The 17,371-nt window shown below is 63.0% G+C and carries 16 protein-coding genes; 12 read left to right on the plus strand and 4 right to left on the minus strand.

Annotated elements, in window-relative coordinates; genetic code table 11:
- Window positions 1–454 precede the first annotated feature (454 nt).
- From RFN28_RS26930 to RFN28_RS26945, 4 genes are all read left to right on the plus strand, one after another.
- On the plus strand, window positions 455–1,423 hold the full coding sequence (locus RFN28_RS26930) for an ABC transporter substrate-binding protein (protein ID WP_320290212.1): 969 nt from the start codon (window positions 455–457) through the stop codon (window positions 1,421–1,423).
- Window positions 1,424–1,645: 222 nt separating this feature from the next.
- Complete coding sequence (locus tag RFN28_RS26935) at window positions 1,646–2,680, plus strand: ABC transporter permease (protein WP_320290246.1); 1,035 nt, start codon at window positions 1,646–1,648, stop codon at window positions 2,678–2,680.
- Complete coding sequence (locus tag RFN28_RS26940; RefSeq protein WP_320290213.1) at window positions 2,677–3,474, plus strand: ATP-binding cassette domain-containing protein; 798 nt, start codon at window positions 2,677–2,679, stop codon at window positions 3,472–3,474. The genes RFN28_RS26935 and RFN28_RS26940 overlap by 4 nt, the downstream gene beginning before the upstream one ends.
- A 737-nt stretch (window positions 3,475–4,211) precedes the next feature.
- The gene (locus tag RFN28_RS26945) at window positions 4,212–4,787 is read left to right on the plus strand and encodes a TetR/AcrR family transcriptional regulator (RefSeq protein WP_430678970.1); all 576 of its coding nucleotides are present in this window, start codon (window positions 4,212–4,214) and stop codon (window positions 4,785–4,787) included.
- Between the two features lie 107 nt (window positions 4,788–4,894).
- On the opposite strand, the gene RFN28_RS26950 is transcribed toward RFN28_RS26945, so the two are convergent.
- From RFN28_RS26950 to aroQ, 3 genes are read right to left on the minus strand one after another with little or no spacing between them, the layout of a single operon-like run.
- The gene (locus RFN28_RS26950) at window positions 4,895–6,232 is read right to left on the minus strand and encodes an MFS transporter (RefSeq protein WP_320290215.1); all 1,338 of its coding nucleotides are present in this window, start codon (window positions 6,230–6,232) and stop codon (window positions 4,895–4,897) included.
- Window positions 6,233–6,273: 41 nt separating this feature from the next.
- Entirely contained in the window at window positions 6,274–7,161 is an 888-nt protein-coding gene (locus RFN28_RS26955; RefSeq protein WP_320290247.1) for a shikimate dehydrogenase, read from the minus strand.
- Window positions 7,161–7,610 carry a type II 3-dehydroquinate dehydratase gene (gene aroQ, locus RFN28_RS26960; RefSeq protein WP_320290248.1) on the minus strand — a complete coding sequence of 150 codons (450 nt, stop codon included), beginning with the start codon at window positions 7,608–7,610 and terminating at the stop codon, window positions 7,161–7,163. The genes RFN28_RS26955 and aroQ overlap by 1 nt, the downstream gene beginning before the upstream one ends.
- Window positions 7,611–7,844: 234 nt before the next feature.
- On the opposite strand from aroQ, the gene RFN28_RS26965 reads away from it, so the two are divergent.
- The 8 genes from RFN28_RS26965 (at window position 7,845) to pcaG (ending at window position 16,161) form a co-directional block, all read left to right on the plus strand.
- On the plus strand, window positions 7,845–9,758 hold the full coding sequence (locus RFN28_RS26965; RefSeq protein WP_320290216.1) for a bifunctional sugar phosphate isomerase/epimerase/4-hydroxyphenylpyruvate dioxygenase family protein: 1,914 nt from the start codon (window positions 7,845–7,847) through the stop codon (window positions 9,756–9,758).
- A 96-nt stretch (window positions 9,759–9,854) separates the two neighbouring features.
- Window positions 9,855–10,721, plus strand: coding sequence for a 3-oxoadipate:acetyl-CoA acetyltransferase (locus RFN28_RS26970; RefSeq protein WP_320290217.1), 867 nt, complete (start codon window positions 9,855–9,857; stop codon window positions 10,719–10,721).
- Entirely contained in the window at window positions 10,718–12,097 is a 1,380-nt protein-coding gene (locus tag RFN28_RS26975; RefSeq protein WP_320290218.1) for a class-II fumarase/aspartase family protein, read from the plus strand. Before RFN28_RS26970 ends, RFN28_RS26975 begins: the two co-directional genes overlap by 4 nt.
- The gene (gene pcaDC / locus RFN28_RS26980) at window positions 12,088–13,305 is read left to right on the plus strand and encodes a bifunctional 3-oxoadipate enol-lactonase/4-carboxymuconolactone decarboxylase PcaDC (RefSeq protein WP_320290219.1); all 1,218 of its coding nucleotides are present in this window, start codon (window positions 12,088–12,090) and stop codon (window positions 13,303–13,305) included. The genes RFN28_RS26975 and pcaDC overlap by 10 nt, the downstream gene beginning before the upstream one ends.
- Window positions 13,302–14,009 (plus strand): CoA transferase subunit A, encoded by a 708-nt coding sequence (locus RFN28_RS26985; protein WP_320290220.1) that lies wholly within the window; start codon window positions 13,302–13,304, stop codon window positions 14,007–14,009. The genes pcaDC and RFN28_RS26985 overlap by 4 nt, the downstream gene beginning before the upstream one ends.
- Window positions 14,010–14,020: 11 nt before the next feature.
- The gene (locus RFN28_RS26990) at window positions 14,021–14,698 is read left to right on the plus strand and encodes a CoA transferase subunit B (RefSeq protein ID WP_320290221.1); all 678 of its coding nucleotides are present in this window, start codon (window positions 14,021–14,023) and stop codon (window positions 14,696–14,698) included.
- 68 nt (window positions 14,699–14,766) lie between these two features.
- Window positions 14,767–15,525, plus strand: coding sequence for a protocatechuate 3,4-dioxygenase subunit beta (pcaH, locus tag RFN28_RS26995; RefSeq protein WP_320290249.1), 759 nt, complete (start codon window positions 14,767–14,769; stop codon window positions 15,523–15,525).
- A gap of 3 nt (window positions 15,526–15,528) precedes the next feature.
- On the plus strand, window positions 15,529–16,161 hold the full coding sequence (gene pcaG / locus RFN28_RS27000) for a protocatechuate 3,4-dioxygenase subunit alpha (protein WP_320290222.1): 633 nt from the start codon (window positions 15,529–15,531) through the stop codon (window positions 16,159–16,161).
- 559 nt (window positions 16,162–16,720) lie between these two features.
- Here the strand turns inward: pcaG and RFN28_RS27005 are convergent.
- On the minus strand, window positions 16,721–17,371 hold the full coding sequence (locus RFN28_RS27005) for a hypothetical protein (RefSeq protein WP_320290223.1): 651 nt from the start codon (window positions 17,369–17,371) through the stop codon (window positions 16,721–16,723).

Below are 17,371 nucleotides of genomic sequence, written 5' to 3' on the forward strand. Positions count from 1 at the left end.
ATCGCGGCCGGGGCTTTGGTGGTGTTGGCTTGCATGCTGACCTCCAGGTGATGTTTGGCGACTTCACTCTGGCAGAGCGCCGGTCGCCTTCCATCCCCATAGGATCTTCACAAGACTGGTCGTTAGACTTTTTGTGATTGAACGACTGCTTTGCCGAATTCGGTGGCCGCGAACTAACGGGCACCGCAGACCAAATGCAAGGTCCTGCTGATCCATGCTATAGTGCATGTGCATCATAGCATGCGTTACGGGTTAATTGGCCCTGAGCGGCAGCGACGGACGTTGCGGCGTGATCATTGAAGGGACTTATCGACTGGACACAATCAAACGCTCGTATTCCTGCAATCAGCGATAGGCGCCTGAAACGATTCAGCATTGCAGCGGATTCCTCTGCCCGATTTTTCGCCGCTAGAAGCAGTCGAGGGAGGAGAGAAGAATGCTACGGAAACAAGCGATGTTTGCGGTCGCGGCCGCAGTGACTCTGGCCATGGCGTCACACGGCGCCCACGCCGCCGCGAAGATCAAGATCGGCTTCCTGCCGGGTGTCGTCGATCCATTCTATCAGGTCATGCAGGTCGGAGTTGAGGCAGCCGCGAAAGATCTCGGGGTTGACGTCGTCACGCAGGTCCCGCCGACTTGGGGCGTCGATGTTCAGACGCCGATCCTCGATTCCATGGTTGCCCGCGGCGACCTGAACTACATCATTACCGCGCCGACCGACAAGGATCAGATGATCGGCCCATTGAAGGCGGCTGTCGACGCCGGCATCAAGGTCATCACCGTTGACACCTTTCTCGGGGATGGTGACTACGTCAACGGCCCGGTGAAGTTCCCGATCAGTTACATCGGTTCGGACAATACCGAGGGCGGCCGTATTTCGGCGCGCGGGCTCGCGAAGGCGATCGGCGGAAAAGGCACTGTCTACATCAATTCGACGAACCCCAACGTCAGCTCCGTTGAAGGCCGCGAGAAGGGCTTCAAGGAGGTGATGGACAAGGAGTACCCGAATATCAAGGTGCTCGGGCCGGACTACAATCTCGACGACCCCAACAAGGCCACGCAGCAGACCGCCGCGGTGCTCGAACGCGAACCCGCACTCGCTGGCGTGTTCGGCACCAACGTCTTCAGCGCGCAAGGGGCTGGCGCGGCAGTGGTAAATGCGGGGCTCGGCGGCCATGTCCAGGTCGTCGCTTATGACGCGACAAAGCTGGCCATCGAGTTGCTGAACAAGGGGGTGGTTACGCTGGTGCTGGCGCAGAAGCCCTACGACATGGGCTACATGGCGGTGCAATTTGCGGTGGCCGACGCGGCCGGGGTGACCAGCCTGCCACGGCGCGTCGAGACAGGCTTTGCCATCATTAACAAGGAGAACGTAACGGACCCCGCGATCTCTCGCTTCATCTATCAAGTTCCCGGGAAATAAACTGGCCTGGGTGAAGAGAGTCGAGGGTGCTCTTGCACGGCGCCCTCGATTTGATTTCGGTTCCTGTTCACTCCTCCATAGTTTCGAGGAAACCGGTACGTGGTCGATCGCGGGTCGAGAATTGTTTTGCCCGCCGGGGTGAAGCCAGCGGCGATCTGGACGCCTGCGCAGCGTTTCGCCCTGTTGGCCAGCCGCATCTGGGCGTGGCTCTTCCTTGCCCTTATGGTGCTTTTCTTCGTCGTCACAGTGCCGCTAGTCAGCGGCGGCGCGGTCCATTTCCTCACCATCCGCAATTCCCAGAACATTCTGGTCGCGATCGTTCCGGTGCTGCTGCTTGCGCTGGGCCAGACCTTCGTCATCATAGGCGCCGGCATCGATCTGTCGGTCGGATGGGTCATGAGTCTTGCCTCGGTCCTGTCGGCACTCGCTCTGCGTTGGGCGTTCGATAGCGGGATGCCGCTTTTTCCTTCGGTGCTGGTCGGGCTGATCGCGGGCGTGGGCGGCGCGGCGGTGGTCGGCTTCATCAACGGCGTCATCATCGCCAAGCTGAAGGTCCCGGCGTTCATCGTGACGCTCGGTACCTCGTTCATCGTGCGTGGCGTCGCCTACCTCATGTCCGAGAATACGACGGTGATCGGATTGCCGGCGGGAATTCGCGCTTATGGCAATGACGCGCTTCTATACTACATCTGGGGTGAAGGCGGCGGCTTCTATTTCCTCGAACGGCCGGATGTAAGCGGCGATCTGCTGCGCCGGATGGACACGATCCTGCCCTATCCGGTCATCGTGACCGCTTGCGTCGTCGCCTGCGCCGTCTTCCTCCTCCGCAAAACCCAGTTCGGTCGGCATACCTATGCCATCGGTGGCAGCATGCAAGCGGCCTTGCGTACCGGCATACCGGTCGATCGTCACATCATAAAGCTCTACATCCTTTCCGCCTCGACCGCGGGGATAGCCGGCTTCCTGTCGACGCTTCGGTTCACCGCCGGTTCCGCGGTCATCGGCGATCCCCTTCTTCTGTCCTCCATCGCGGCCGTGATCATCGGCGGCGTGAGCCTGTTCGGCGGCGCCGGAACCGTGATGGGGACAGTCATCGGGGCCCTCATCATCGCGGTCCTGACGACGGGGTTGGTGATGCTCAACGTGGAGGCCTTCTTTCAGTTCATCGTGGTCGGAACGGTCGTGATCGTCGCGGTGCTGATCGACCAGTCTCGCGACCTGATTGGCGGTCGTCACCGCAGGAGTGAAGAGACATGACCGAGCCGCTTCTCTCGCTCAGAAACATCACGAAGCGTTTCGGCGGCCTGGTGGCGGTGAACAATCTGAGCTGCGAGATCAATCGCGGCGAAGTCGTCGGCCTGCTCGGCGACAACGGGGCCGGAAAGTCGACACTGGTCAAATGCATATCTGGCGTCTACCACGCCGACGAAGGCGAGATGTTCTTTGAAGGCAAGCCCGCGCAGTTTGCGCATCCGATCGACGCCCGCCGCCACGGCGTCGAGACCATCTATCAGGACCTCGCGCTCGCCAACAATCTCGATGTGGGCGCCAATATCTTTCTGGGGCGCGAGGTGAAAAAGCGCCATTTCGGCGGGCTGATCAAGACGCTCGACGACCAGCAGATGCTGCGGGAATCACGCCGGACGCTCGAGTCGCTGCGGATCCACTTTCCGACCCTCACCGAGCCGATCGAGAACCTGTCCGGCGGCCAGCGCCAGGCGGTCGCCATCGCGCGGGCGGTCTATTGGGACGCCAAGCTGATGATCATGGACGAGCCGACCAACAATCTCGGCGTTCCCGAGCAGCAGAAGGTGCTCGAGTTGATCCGCCGGCTACGCGAGCACGGCGTGCCGGTAATCCTGATCACGCACACCTTGCCCGATGCGTTCGCAGTCACCGATCGCATTATCGTCATGCATCGCGGGCGCAAGGTGGCCGAGAAGGTAACCGCCGAAACGAACACGGAGGAACTCGTGCAGTACATGGTCGGCGCCCGCGACGATACCAAGAAGGGCGTCCTGAACCCGCAGAGGGAAATACCCTTGCCGTAGTGAGTTCGCGGTTCGGATGCAATCTCCAGAAGAAGGGCTTGCGGATTGATCGCGCCACCTCCTCTGCCGCCTGGTTTCCCAGCAATGCCCAGCAAATGTGCAATTTTTGCAGCGTGGCGAACGACCGCAAACGGCCCCCCAAAAAAGTTCCTTCGATCGTTCGTTTTCCTTCCGGCCTTGGTGGCCGAAGGAGAGACATCATCGGACTTTCACAGTACGTTCCCGGAGCGCATGAGCGACGCGCTTGGAATGCAGGAAGGAAGGTTGGAGCCAAACGAGCCCTAAAACGGCGCCCCAGCAGACGATAAACCAGCCGATGATCGAATGCGGCACGACAAAGCTCACCCCAATACCTCCAAGTGCGCCCTATAAAAGTGGAGAAGCGCCGTCAAATGGTGCCAAACTAAGATTCGATGTATTCGCTGTTTCCATTTTCCCTGTGTCTATTCTGCTTCCACTGCAGTGCATAGTCGACGAGCTGGGAGTCTGCTCGCCGGCCCGGCAGCGTCGGTCCGCCCCGTCGCGAGCAGGCAAAATTGGCTTGAACGTACGAGTTCGTACGTTATTCTTGCGATAGCCGCGCGAGATTCGCCGATACGCCGCAAATACCATAGCCAGCATTTTGGCTCACCTGTTTGGTCCGTTTAATGGAAGCATCCGCGATATCGCGCAAACGCCTTTCGCCTGAACGTACCCGGACCAATGACCCCGAGCGAACGAAGGCGGAGCTCCTGGCGGTGGCGACGGAGGAATTTGCCACAATCGGGTTCAGCGGCGCCCGCGTCGACGCCATCGCCGAGCGGACGCGCACTTCGAAACGTATGATCTACTATTATTTCGGCGGAAAGGAAGGACTCTATCTTGCCGTGCTCGAGAAGGCGTATGCCGATGTGCGAGCGATTGAGGAAGGTCTCAATCTGGATGCGTTCGAGCCCGAAGAGGCTCTGCGTCGTCTGATCGAGCAGACCTTCGAAAATGACGACACCCATGTCGATTTCGTGCGCCTCGTCGCGATCGAGAACATCCATCACGCCAAGCACCTCGCGAAGGCACCCTCGATCCGGCAGATCAATCTGCGGGCACTTCAGGTCATCGGCCGTATTTTGGCCCGAGGCCAGGCGACGGGCCTTTTCCGCGATGATCTGGAAGCGGTCGACGTGCACATGGCGATCAGCGCTCTCTGCTTCTTCCGTGTCGCCAATCAGTACACCTTCAGTGAGATTTTTGGCGTCGACCTCTCGGAACCAGGACGACGCGCTCGGCACAAGAAGATGATCGCCGATGCAGTGCTTGCGCTCGTTCGGAAATCGTAGCGAGAAAGCACCAGAGGCTGGCCTATCGCGCGCTGTAACGTGTCACACGCTTCGGCGCTCCGACTGGAGACGAGGGGCAGACCCCTCGTCTTGCATGACCGGCACGCCTACTTCCGGCCGAGCTCGCTCATCGGCGTCTTATAGGTCTCCCGCGCGGTGGCGGCCGACAGCGCCGCGACGATCGCCGTCACGCTGGTGAAGGCCGCGACGGGAATCCAGCCAGCCGGCCCATCGCTAAGCAGCGCCGCGCTGATGGTCGGCGCGAACCCGCCAAGGGCGAAGCCGATCTGCGTTCCGATCGCCATGCCGGAGAGCCGCACCCGGGTGTCGAACATCTCGCCATAGAGAGCGGGCCAGATGCCGTTCGAGGCGCTGTAGACGATGCCCGACAGGAGGATGCCGAGAGCGAAGATCAGCGGGACGTTACCCTGGCTGATTGCCCAAATGTACGGCCAGATTAGAACCGCGCAGCCGACCGCACCAAGGATGAAGATCGGCTTGCGTCCAATGCGGTCGGCAACAATCGCCCAGGCCGGAATCGCGGCCAGAGCCACCAGATTGGCAAGCACCAGAACCGTCAACATGGTCGCCCGATCGATATGCATAGTGTTGACGGCGTAGGAGAGCGTGAACACGCTGAAGATGGTGCTGACCACCGAGATGAGGGCGGCGAAGATGATGCGCAGGACCTCGGGCCAATAATCCTTAACGAGGGTCACGAACGGAAGCTTCGCGGTCTCGTGCTTCTTCGCCTCTTCGAGGAACACAGGCGTTTCCGGCAGCGTCCGCCTCACCCAATAGCCGACGGCAACGACGACGACGCTCAGGAAGAAGGGGATGCGCCACGCCCAGGACAGGAGATCGGCCTCGGGCAGCTTGGAGATCGGAATGAAGACGAATGTCGCCAGGATAAGGCCGGCCTGCGTCCCGCCCAGCGTGAAGCTGGTGAAGAAGGCCCGCCGGTTGGGCGGCGCATGCTCCAGCGTCATCGAATTCGCTCCGGCCTGTTCGCCGGCGGCCGAGATGCCCTGCAGCAGGCGCGCGGTGACGAGGAGGATCGGCGCCAGGATGCCCGCCTGGTCATAGGTCGGCAGGCAACCGATGATGAATGTCGAAAAGCCCATCAAAAGCAGCGTGAAGGTCAGAACCTTCTTGCGGCCGAACTTGTCGCCGATATGCCCGAGTGCGACGGCGCCGAAGGGCCTGGCGATATAGGCAACGCCGAAGGTCGCGAAGGACGCAATGGCGCCCGCCTGGGGATTGGCCGCCGAAAAGAAGATCTTCGGAAAGATCAGCGCCGCGGCGGTGCCGTAGACGAAGAAGTCATAGTACTCGACGGCGCTTCCGATCCAGCTCGCAAGCGCCGCCTTCGTCGGCGCTTTGACGCTGTTCGATTCCGGGCCGGCTCCCCGCGAGTCCGGTGAGTATTCACTAACAGTGGTCATTCAGGTCTCCTCCGTTGCACTGTTGTTGAGGTGATCGCGGGTCAGGCTGCGCTCCTCGCCGCAGTCGAGCCGAGTTCGGTAAAATGGCGCAGCATGCGCTCGGGGTCCGGCGCGACGCCGGTGAACAGGCGGAAGGCTTCGACCGCCTGGAAGACCGCCATGCCGCCGCCATCGAGAGTACGGCAGCCGAGCCGGCGCGCGCCGCGCAGCAACTCGGTTTCAAGCGGGAAATAGACGATTTCCGCCACCCAGAGCTCCGCCCGCAGCAGCTCTTGCGGCAAGGGCAGGCCGGGATACTTGGCCATGCCCGTGGGCGTGCAGTGGACGAGGCCATCGGCCGAGGCCATGTCGGCGGCGAGATTGCGGGACACGCGAACCCGGCACAGCGCGTTGCGGCCGAAGCGCTCGTTAAGCGAGGCCGCAACGGCCTCTGCCCGCGACGGATCGACGTCCGACAAGGTCAGTTCCTCGACGCCCAAGGTCATCAGAGCGTGGGCGACCGCCGCGCCGGCGCCGCCGGCGCCCAGTTGAACGACACGGCCAAGCGATGCGCCGGGCAGTCCGCGCCGGAAGCTTTCGGCGAAACCCCACCAGTCGGTGTTGTGGCCGAAGCGCTTTCCATCACGAAGGACGACGGTGTTGACCGCTCCGAGCGCCGCCGCGTCGGGCGAGAGTTCATCGAGATATGGGATGATCGCCTGCTTGCAAGGATGCGTCACATTGAGCCCGGCAAATCCCATCCGCTCGGCCGCCAGCAGCAGGTCGGGCAAGGCATCGGCGCCAAGGCCGAGCTGTTCGAGATCGATGCGCTGATAGATGAGCCGCAAGCCCTGCGCGTCTCCTTCCCGCTCGTGCATCGGCGGCGTCCGCGACGCCTGGATGCCGGAGCCGATCAGGCCGACGAGAAAGGAGGCTGGCCGTTTGTCCATCATGGGGCTGCCTTTGTGAGGAGTATGGCGAGGCGCCGAAGCGCCAGCGCGTAGCCTTCGATACCGCAGCCGCATATCACGCCCGTCGCGACTCGTGAGACGTAGCTGTGATGCCGGAAGGACTCGCGGCCGTGGATGTTGGTGATGTGCACCTCGATGACCGGACAGGCGCAGGTCGCGAGCGCGTCCATGAGGGCGATCGAGGTGTGTGTATAACCGGCCGGATTGATCACGAGCCCGACAGCACTCTCGCGGGCCTCGTGGATCCAGCCGATCAGCTCGTGCTCGGCGTTGCTCTGCCTGAAGTCGAGGGCGAAGCCCAGCTCGCTCGCGGCATGCCGGCACAGCGCCTCGATATCGGCGAGCGTCTCACGGCCATAGATCTCGGGTTGTCGTTTGCCGAGCAGATTGAGATTGGGCCCGTTGAGAACAACAAGCTGGCCCTTCACCGCGGCGCACGCCCGTCCGTCTCGGCAGCCGCACAGCGGCTTGCCCGCATGCAATCGCAATGCAGTCTTCCTCCCTGGATTTCCTCCGACCCGGCGTTGGATCGCCGGGCCAACTTTGCATTGACATAAAATGTACGAACTAGTACGTTCATGTCAAGAGGGATCGTTGACCTGCCCGACATCAAGACGACCGCGGGCGATCAACGCTCAAAAAATGGACGGGAGGAACTACGGATGCGCAAGTCGATCGCGACTGTGTCGTTGAGCGGCAGGCTGATCGAAAAGCTGGAGGCGATCGCAGCCGCGGGCTTCGACGGCGTCGAGATATTCGAGAACGATCTTCTCTTCCACGATGGGCCGGTCCGCGACGTGCGGCGCTATGCGGCCGATCTTGGGCTGACAATCGATCTGTTCCAGCCCTTCCGCGACTTCGAGGGGGTCAGCGACGAGCAGCACAAGCGCAATCTCGTCCGCGCCGAACGGAAATTCGATCTGATGGGCGAACTCGGCGCGCCGCTGATGCTCGTCTGCTCGAATGTCGGGACCGATGTCGCGGACGACGATGGGCGTGCCGCAGCGCAGCTTTTCGAGCTCGCCGAGCGGGCGGCGCGTCATCAGCTCAAGATCGGCTATGAGGCGCTGTCCTGGGGCACCCGGGTGCGCACCTTCGACCACGCCTGGCGCATCGTCGAGACGGTCAACCACCCTCATATCGGCCTCATTCTCGACAGCTTTCATACGCTTGCGCTGCCCGACGACTGGTCGTCGCTACGGAATTTGCCCGGCCAGCGGATCTTTTTCGTCCAGCTTGCCGACGCGCCGCGGCTTGGGATGACCCCGCTCACCTTGAGCCGGCATTTCCGCTCCTTCCCCGGCCAGGGCGACCTCGACGTCCCTGGTTTCCTGCAGGCTGTTCTGGCCACCGGCTATTCCGGCACGATCTCGCTTGAGATCTTCAGCGACGAGACGCGCTCCGCCCCGCCGCGTCTCACCGCGGAGGACGCGTTCCGCTCTCTGCGCTTTCTGGAAGAGCAGGCGCGCAAGCAGCCAGTACGCCAGGAGAACGCCTCGGAGGCGCGGCGCCGGCGCGTGGAGCTCTTCGATCCGCCGCCACCTCCCGTCATCAGCGGCGTCCGGTTCGTGGAATTCGCCGTCGACCAGCGCAGCGAAAGGCCCTTCGCAGCGCTCCTCGAACAATTGGGATTCCGGCATCTGGGCAGGCACCGTTCAAAAGAGGTTAGCCTGTTCGGCCAGGGTGACATTCGCATCGTCGTCAACCGCGAGCCGGATTCCTTCGCCGCCTCTTATTTCCTGGTGCATGGGCCCTCCGTTTGCGCGCTGGCCCTGGAAACGGACGATGCACTGGCGGCACTTGGTCGCGCCGAAGCCTATGGTGCTGCGCGCTTCGACGGCCGAGTCGGGCCGAATGAACTAGCCATCCCGGCCATCCGGTCGGACGCCGGCAGCGTGATCTATTTTACGGACCGCGAGATCGCCGCCGACTTCGAAACCGATTTCGAAATTGATCCGGACGCGGCAGCGCTGCCGGCTCTCCTTACGCGGATCGATCACATCGCGCAGGCGCTGCCTGACGGCCAGCTCGATCCAAGCGTGCTTTTCTACCGCGCGGTGCTTGGCCTTGAGCCCGAAGCGCCGGTCGTCCTGGCCGATCCCTATGGGCTGGTGCGCAGCAAGGCTGTGTCGAACCCCGAACGCACGTTGCGCATGCCGCTCAACATCTCGGAAAGCCGCAACACGGTCACTGCGCGCTCGGTTTCGAACTATGGCGGCGCTGGCGTCCATCACATCGCGCTTGCCACGAACGATATCTTTGCCGCCGCAACGAGCCTGAAAGCGCGTGGCGCCGTGATCTTGCCTATCCCGGTCAATTATTACGACGACATCCAGGCCCGCTTCGGTCTCGACGACGATCGTCTCGCCATGCTTCGTGACGCTAACATCCTCTACGATCGCGTCGGCGACGGCGAGTTCCTGCACTTCTACACGATGCCGTTCGAGGACCGCTTCTACTTCGAGATCGTGCAGCGGATCGGCGGCTACGACTCCTACGGCGCGCCGAATGCGCCAGTGCGCATGGCGGCCCTGGCGGCAGGCCGGATGAGCGCCAGAGACCTGGCAGAACTCTAGCGCCAGCACCCCGGCAGCGCGAGGGCCGCTGCCGGGGCTCAAACGACCGCGCCGCTTGTTCGGACGCAACGATTTGCCTGAGGGAGGCCACCCGCAATGAACCCCGTCGTCATCGCCGTCGCCATCACCGGTTCGGTGCCGCGCAAGAACGACAACCCGGCCGTTCCGATTACGCCGTCCGAGCAGATCGAGTCGACGCATCAGGCCTATGAGGCGGGTGCCACGCTCGCGCACATCCATGTGCGCAATGACGACGAAAGCTCGTCATCGGATCCAGAGCGTTTCGCCGCCGTGCAGGCCGGTATCATCAAACACTGCCCCGGCATGATCGTGCAGTTCTCGACCGGCGGGCGGGGGCGTGATCCAGGCGCGCGCGGCTCGGCGCTCTGTCTCAAGCCCGACATGGGCTCGCTTTCGACAGGCTCGGTGAATTTCCCGACCATCGTTTACGAAAACCATACGACGCTGGTGACCGACCTCGCGACGAAAATGCGCGACAACGGCATTCGGCCGGAGATCGAGATCTTCGACCTGTCGCATCTGCATGGTGCGCGCCGCCTCGTCGAGACCGGTCTGATGGATGATCATCCCCACGTCCAGTTCGTCATGGGCATACAGAACGCCATGCCGGCGGAGGAGCATCTGCTCGATCTCATGCTCGGCGAACTCCGCCGGATTCTGCCCAAGGCCACCTGGACAGCGGCTGGCATCGGCCGCTTTCAGGCTCCCGTCATGGAATGGGCACTCGAGCGCGGGGCTGATGCCGTCCGAACCGGACTCGAGGACAATATCCGCATCGCCAAGGAACGGCTCGCCGCCAGCAACGCCGAACTCGTCCAGATCGCCGCCGAAACCGTCGTACGCCATGGGCGGCGCCGGGCGACAGCGGCCGAAGCACGTCAACTGCTGGGCTTGCGCGAGACCCATCCGATGGCTCCCTCCGGCGCGGGCGCTCAGTCATGAGTTTCGCCGCGCTCGATTCAGCGCTGCTCGGACCGCTCTTCGCCACAGAGACGATGTGCGCCGTATTTTCGGACGAAGCACGGCTCGCGGCTTTGCTGCGCACCGAAGCGGCTCTCGCCCGCGCCCAGGCCGCAATCGGCCTCGTCCCACCGTCGCTCGCGCCGGCGATCGAGCGCATCGGCCCTGACGCATTCGACATGGACGACCTCGGCGAAAGGACCGCCATCTCCGGCGTCCCCATCATCCCCTTCGTGAAGGCGCTTCAGAGCAAGCTGCCCGACGACCTGGAGCCCTTCCTTCACAAGGGAGCAACGACGCAGGACATCGCCGATACCGGCCTCATGCTGCAGCTGCGCGAGGGGCTCGACCTCGTCGCAGCCGACATACGGGTAGTCCTCGACGCGCTCGCGCGCCTGGCACGGAGGCATCGCGATACGCCTTGCGCCGGCCGCACCTACGGCCAACACGCCGCGCCGATAACCTTCGGCTTCAAGGCCGCTATCTGGGCCGCTGGGATCGCCGATCTCGCCTCTGCGCTGCCCTACATTCGCCAGCGCATCTGCGTTGCCTCGCTTGCCGGACCCGTCGGGACCCTCACAGCCCTTGGCGAAAGAGGGCCAGAGGTTCTCACCGGTTTTGCCGAGGAGCTCGGCCTGGGCGCGCCGTCAGTCTCCTGGCATGTGCGCCGCGCACGGCTCGTTGAGACAGGGACATGGCTCGCAACGCTGCTCGGAGCGCTCGCCAAGATGGCGGCCGATGTCGTGCATCTGTCCTCAACCGAGGTTGGCGAGGTCGCCGAACCTCACATTGCCGGTCGCGGCGGGTCGTCCGCGATGCCGCACAAGCGAAATCCGGTCTCGTCGACGGTGATCCTGGCCGCCCATGCGGCCGCGAAGGGCCATGTGATCACTCTGCTGGACGCCATGGCTGCTCAGCACGAACGCCCTGCCGGGCTCTGGCATGCGGAGTGGCACGCGCTGCCGCCTCTATTCGGGCTCGCTTCCGGCGCCTTGCGTGAGGCCATTGCGATCGCGACAGGCCTGACCGTCGATGCTGAGCGCATGCGGTCAAATCTCGATCTCACACGCGGCCTTCTCTTTGCGGACGCCGCCGCATCCCGGCTTTCCGAGCGTCTCGGCCGCGAGGCGGCGCACGCGCTTGTGGAGCGAGCAGCAGAACGGGTGCGCGCAAAAGGCATCAGCCTGGGCGAGGCGCTTCGCGCCATGACGGAATTCCCCGACACCACCGATCTCGACGCCGCCTTCGATCTCACATCAGCGATCAGGTCGGCTGGACTCTGGACCAGCAACGCCCTGGCCGACCTCGAACGCCTCCAGGCCTCGGCTGAAATTGGAGCGACTTCAGCATGCCCATGATCAAGGCCAACGGCGTCCAGCTCTTCTACGAGCTCTCCGGTCCGACCGGCGCTCCGGTCGTTGCGTTCTCCAACTCGATCGGAACCTCGCTCACGATGTGGGACGCACTCGCGCCGGCATTGCGCGGCCGATACCGGATTCTGCGCTACGACACGCGTGGCCATGGGCGTTCACAAGTGGTGGATCAACCGATCACCATCAACGATCTCGCGAACGATTTGCTCGGACTGTTGGACGCGCTTGCAATCGAGCGCGCTCACATTGTCGGCCTGTCACTCGGCGGAATGACGGCCAAGGCGCTTGCAAGCAGCGCCCCGGATCGAGTGCTGAGCTTGACCCTGATGGCAACAGCCGCATGCGTGCCCAACCCTGACGGCTTCAGGGAGCGCGCCGCTTTGGTGCGGAGCGAGGGCCTGGCGCCTCTTGTCGACACGATGAGACAGCTTTGGTTCACGCCCGAGTTTCTGACCTCGGCGCCCGGCACGGCCGCGCCCATTCTGGAGGCGTTCGCCGGTCTTGACCCGGCAGGCTATGCCGCGTGTTGCGACGCCATCAGCCGAATGGACCTGCGACCATCGCTCGGTCACATCCGTGCGCCCACCCTGATCATAGCCGGACGCGACGATCAGGCGACGCCGGTAGGCTCGTCTGACGATATCGCGATGCTGATCCCGCAGGCCGAGCTCGTCATCCTGCCCAAGGCAGCGCATCTTCTCGCGATCGAGCAGGCTCAGGCGGTCGCGGCGCATCTCCTCGCCTTCCTCGATCGCCATCGCGAAAGCGGGCATGCGCCGGGCGCCGTGTCATTCGAAGCCGGACTTCTCAACCGCAGGAGCGTGCTGGGCGAAGCTCATGTCGAGCGATCGCTCGCCCAGGCCGGAACCTTCGCTCAGCCATGGCAGGATTTCATCACGCGGACAGCCTGGGGCGAGATCTGGGGCGATGAACGCCTGCCGTGGAAGACCCGCTCGCTGGTGACGCTGGCGATGATGGTCGCACTGCACCGCGAGGAGGAGTTCAAGCTCCATGTTGGCCCCGCCCTGCGCAACGGCGTGAGCCGATCGGAACTGCAGGGGCTGCTCCTTCAGAGCGCGATCTATGCCGGTGTGCCTGCAGCGAACGCCGCCTTCCGCTGGGCGCGCGACATTCTCGGCGGCGACCTGGCCGATGATTCGACCGAGGAAAAAGGAAAGGAGACAGATAGATGAAGAAGGTTTACCCCAACGCCGAAACGGCGCTTGCCGGCGTCGTGAAGGACGGCATGACGATCATGGCCGGCGGCTTCGGGCTATGCGGCATTCCCGAAGCGCTGATCGGCGCGATCCGGGCCTCCGGCGCGAAGGACCTGACCGTCATTTCCAATAATGCCGGCGTCGACGGTGTCGGGCTCGGCACGCTGCTCGAGACACGGCAGATCCGAAAAATGATCTCGTCCTACGTCGGAGAGAACAAGCTCTTCGCCCAGCAATATCTTGCCGGCGAACTCGAGCTCGAATTCAACCCTCAGGGAACGCTTGCCGAACGCATCCGCTCCGGCGGCGCCGGCATCCCGGCTTTCTTCACCAAGACCGGCGTCGGCACGCTGATCGCCGAGGACAAGGAGGAGCGCGAATTCAATGGCGAGCGCTACATCATGGAGCGCGGCCTCTTCGCCGACATCTCGATCGTCCATGCCTGGAAGGGCGATACCGAGGGCAATCTCGTCTACCGGAAGACGGCGCGCAACTTCAACCCGATGATGGCGACCGCCTCGCGCTTCACCGTCGCCCAAGTCGAGCATCTGGTGCCGGCCGGCGAGATCGACTCCGATCATATCCACACGCCAGGCATCTTCGTGAAACGCATCGTGCATGTGCCGAACCCGATGAAGCGCATCGAGCAGCGCTCCACCCGCGCCCGCGTGGCAGCATAAGGAGCACGCCAATGGCCTGGACCCGTGAGCAGATGGCCGCCCGCGCCGCGAAGGAGCTGCAGGACGGTTTCTACGTCAATCTCGGCATCGGCATCCCGACGCTGGTCTCGAACTACATCCCGGTCGGGATCAGCGTGCAGCTGCAGTCGGAGAACGGCATGCTCGGCATGGGCCCTTTCCCCTATGAGGGCGAGGAGGATGCCGACCTGATCAACGCCGGCAAGCAAACGATCACTGAATTGCCGACCTCCAGCTATTTCTCCTCGGCCGATTCATTTGGCATGATCCGGGGCGGCCATATCGATCTCTCGATCCTCGGCGCCATGCAGGTGGCCGAGAACGGCGATCTCGCCAACTGGATGATCCCGGGCAAGATGGTGAAGGGCATGGGCGGCGCCATGGATCTGGTCGCCGGCGTCAAGAAGGTTGTGGTGATGATGGAGCATGTGGCCCGGAACAAGGACGGCTCGGCATCGCCAAAACTGCTCGATGCCTGCGACCTGCCGCTGACCGGCGCCCGCGTTGTCGACATGGTGATCACCGATCTCGGCGTCTTCACCATCGATAAGGCTAAGGGCGCAGGCATGACCCTGATCGAGCTCGCCGACGGGGTCAGCGTCGAAGAGGTCAAAGCTAAGACGAAAGCCCGCTTCGCATCACGACTGCAGGAGGCGCCCGCAGGCGTCTAGGCGCATTCATTCTCCGAAAGCCCGGTAATCACCCACAACGAGGAGACGATCCCATGCAGGGCGTTGCCATGCATCAACAAACAAGCAAGACGGCTCTGCCGACCGATGCACCAAGCGAGTTCTATCAGCGCGATCGGTCGATCCAACCCCCGGCGCTGACGCCTGACTACAAGACCAGCATCGCCCGCTCGCCACGGCACGCGCTGCTGTCGATCCAGAATTCCCTGTCCGAGATCACCGGACCGGTTTTTGGCCACAACGAGATCGGCGAGATCGACAATGATCTGATCCGTAACTACGCAAAAACCGGCGATCCGATCGGGGAGCGCATCATCGTGCACGGCCGTGTGCTGGATGAAGACGGCCGGCCGGTGCCCCACACCCTGGTCGAGTTCTGGCAAGCCAATGCCGGAGGCCGCTACCGGCACAAGAAGGACGCCTACCTCGCCCCGATCGACCCGAATTTCGGCGGCTGCGGCCGCTGCCTCACGGATGAGAACGGCCACTACTCCTTCCGCACTATCAAGCCTGGTCCCTATCCGTGGCGCAACTTCGTGAACAGCTGGCGGCCGGCGCACATCCACTTTTCGCTGTTCGGCTTGAGCTTCGCCCAGCGGCTGATCACCCAAATGTATTTCGAGGGCGATCCGCTGATCAAAATTTGCCCGATCGTCAAGACGATTCCCGACCAGGCCGCCATCGATCGGCTGATCGCGCCGCTCGATCTCAACGCCTCCGTGCCGCTCGACACCTTGGCCTATCGCTTCGACATCGTGCTCCGCGGGCGCCGTTCCACCCTCTTTGAAAACAGACTCGAAGGGAACTAACCCATGAATCGGTCTCTCCCCTATCTCGCGGAAACCGCCTCGCAGACGGCCGGCCCGTACGTCCATATCGGCCTGATACCGCACCAGGCCGGCTTCGATATCTTCGACACCGAATTTTCGAACGTGCTGACCACCCCGGAAACGAAGGGCGAGCCTATCCGCATCGAGGGCCGCGTCTTCGATGGAACCGGCACCGCGCTCAAGGATGCGCTGCTGGAGATCTGGCAGGCCAACACCGCCGGCCGTTACAATCATCCCGCCGACCGCCAGCGCGAGAAACCCGTCGATGCCACCTTTCGCGGCTGGGGGCGCTCGGGGTCGGATTTCGAGACCGGACTTTATTCCTTCGAAACGATCAAGCCGGGATCGGTCGTCGGCCGCGAGGGTCACCGGCCGATGGCGCCGCATATCAATGTCTGGATCGCGGCGCGCGGCATCAATATCGGACTGCACACGAGAATGTATTTCTCCGACGAAGAGCAAGCCAATTCCGTCGATCCCGTACTCGGCCTGATCGAGCAGAAATCACGGCGCGACACGCTGATCGCCAAGCGCGAGGAACGCGACGGCGCCGTCGTCTATGTGTTTGACATTCATCTTCAGGGAGAACACGAAACGGTCTTCTTCGACGTCTGATCAATGCTCCACGCGAGTGCGAAGTTGAGCGGTGTGCGGAGCGGGTCGGCTCCGCCCGCCGCGGCCGCCCGCCGAGATTGTCCTGGACCCTGCTGCGCGCCGCGCCCGGCGTCCGCCCGATCTCGCGCGCGCTTACCCGTCGCGGGCAAGCCTCAGCATCTGTCTTATTTGTCTTATGGTCAGCTCTCGTGGCGCCGGCATTCCAATCTCCTCGAACCGTCGAAGAGCCGAATGCCGGAGTTGCTGACCCGCGGAAAAACCTAGGCTCCGAGCGCCGCCCTGTGGCTGGCTTGAAGGCATAGTCCGATGCCATCTTCGAGTTCGGACCTCCCAATACGTTTCGGTGACCTCGAAGGGAACCTGTTCCGGAGCCTACATCGTCTCGTCAGCCATCGGGACCCCGCAAAAGCAAAACCGTAATGGCGATACCTTTTTGCTCATGCGAAAAACAGATCCGTCCCAGTCTGGAGAAAAATCCACCTGGAGGCAGGCCGCGAGCGGGACGGGCGTTTAGCTCGACCTTCGCCGGCGCGGCTGTTGCCTGCTGCGTCGCAACCGCCTAATGCAGGTCCAGCTGCAACAGGCCGCTATAGTCCTCCGTTGTCAGGAAGAAGCCCTCATCGATCGCCTTGGCCTTGAAGGCGGGATCGTCACCGAGGTCGCGGAATTCCGGCTTCAATGTGCCTGAGGCGTTGAAGTAGCGATCCCGATAGGTTGCCCGGTCAAGTCCGGCAAAATCTCCACCCGTGCCGGCGACCGTGCAGGATTTCAGCTCAGCCTGATCCGCAGCCGCAGCCGGGAATGACTTTTTTGCGAAGTCCATCGCCCCGATGTCTGGCGCGATGCTTTCCGGATACTGCGTGACGCATCGGATGGTTTGATCCGCGGCCGCCACCGCCAGGTCGAAGTAGGGAGGCCGCAAGCCCTTCGCCGCAAGGAAAGCGAACGCGCGGACCCGGTTCGCGGCCTTGAGCGTCCCGAGATCGTCCGTCTCGAGAATGTCGCCGTGGATCGTCGGCTTGCCTGCGCCGCCGAGCGCCGCGATCTCCTGTTCGAGCCAGTCGGTGCTTTTGCCGATCCATTTGAGGAAATCGAGTGGCACTGCCTGGGGCTCCTTGAATCGCGGGCTCATCGATTGCGCCGAAGCCGCTGTCGTGGCGACGATTGCCATCGCGGCAAGCATCCGCGCGAGAGGTGAGAACGTTCGCAT

Source organism: Mesorhizobium album (assembly GCF_033977205.1).
Taxonomy (GTDB): Bacteria; Pseudomonadota; Alphaproteobacteria; order Rhizobiales; family Rhizobiaceae; genus Mesorhizobium; species Mesorhizobium album.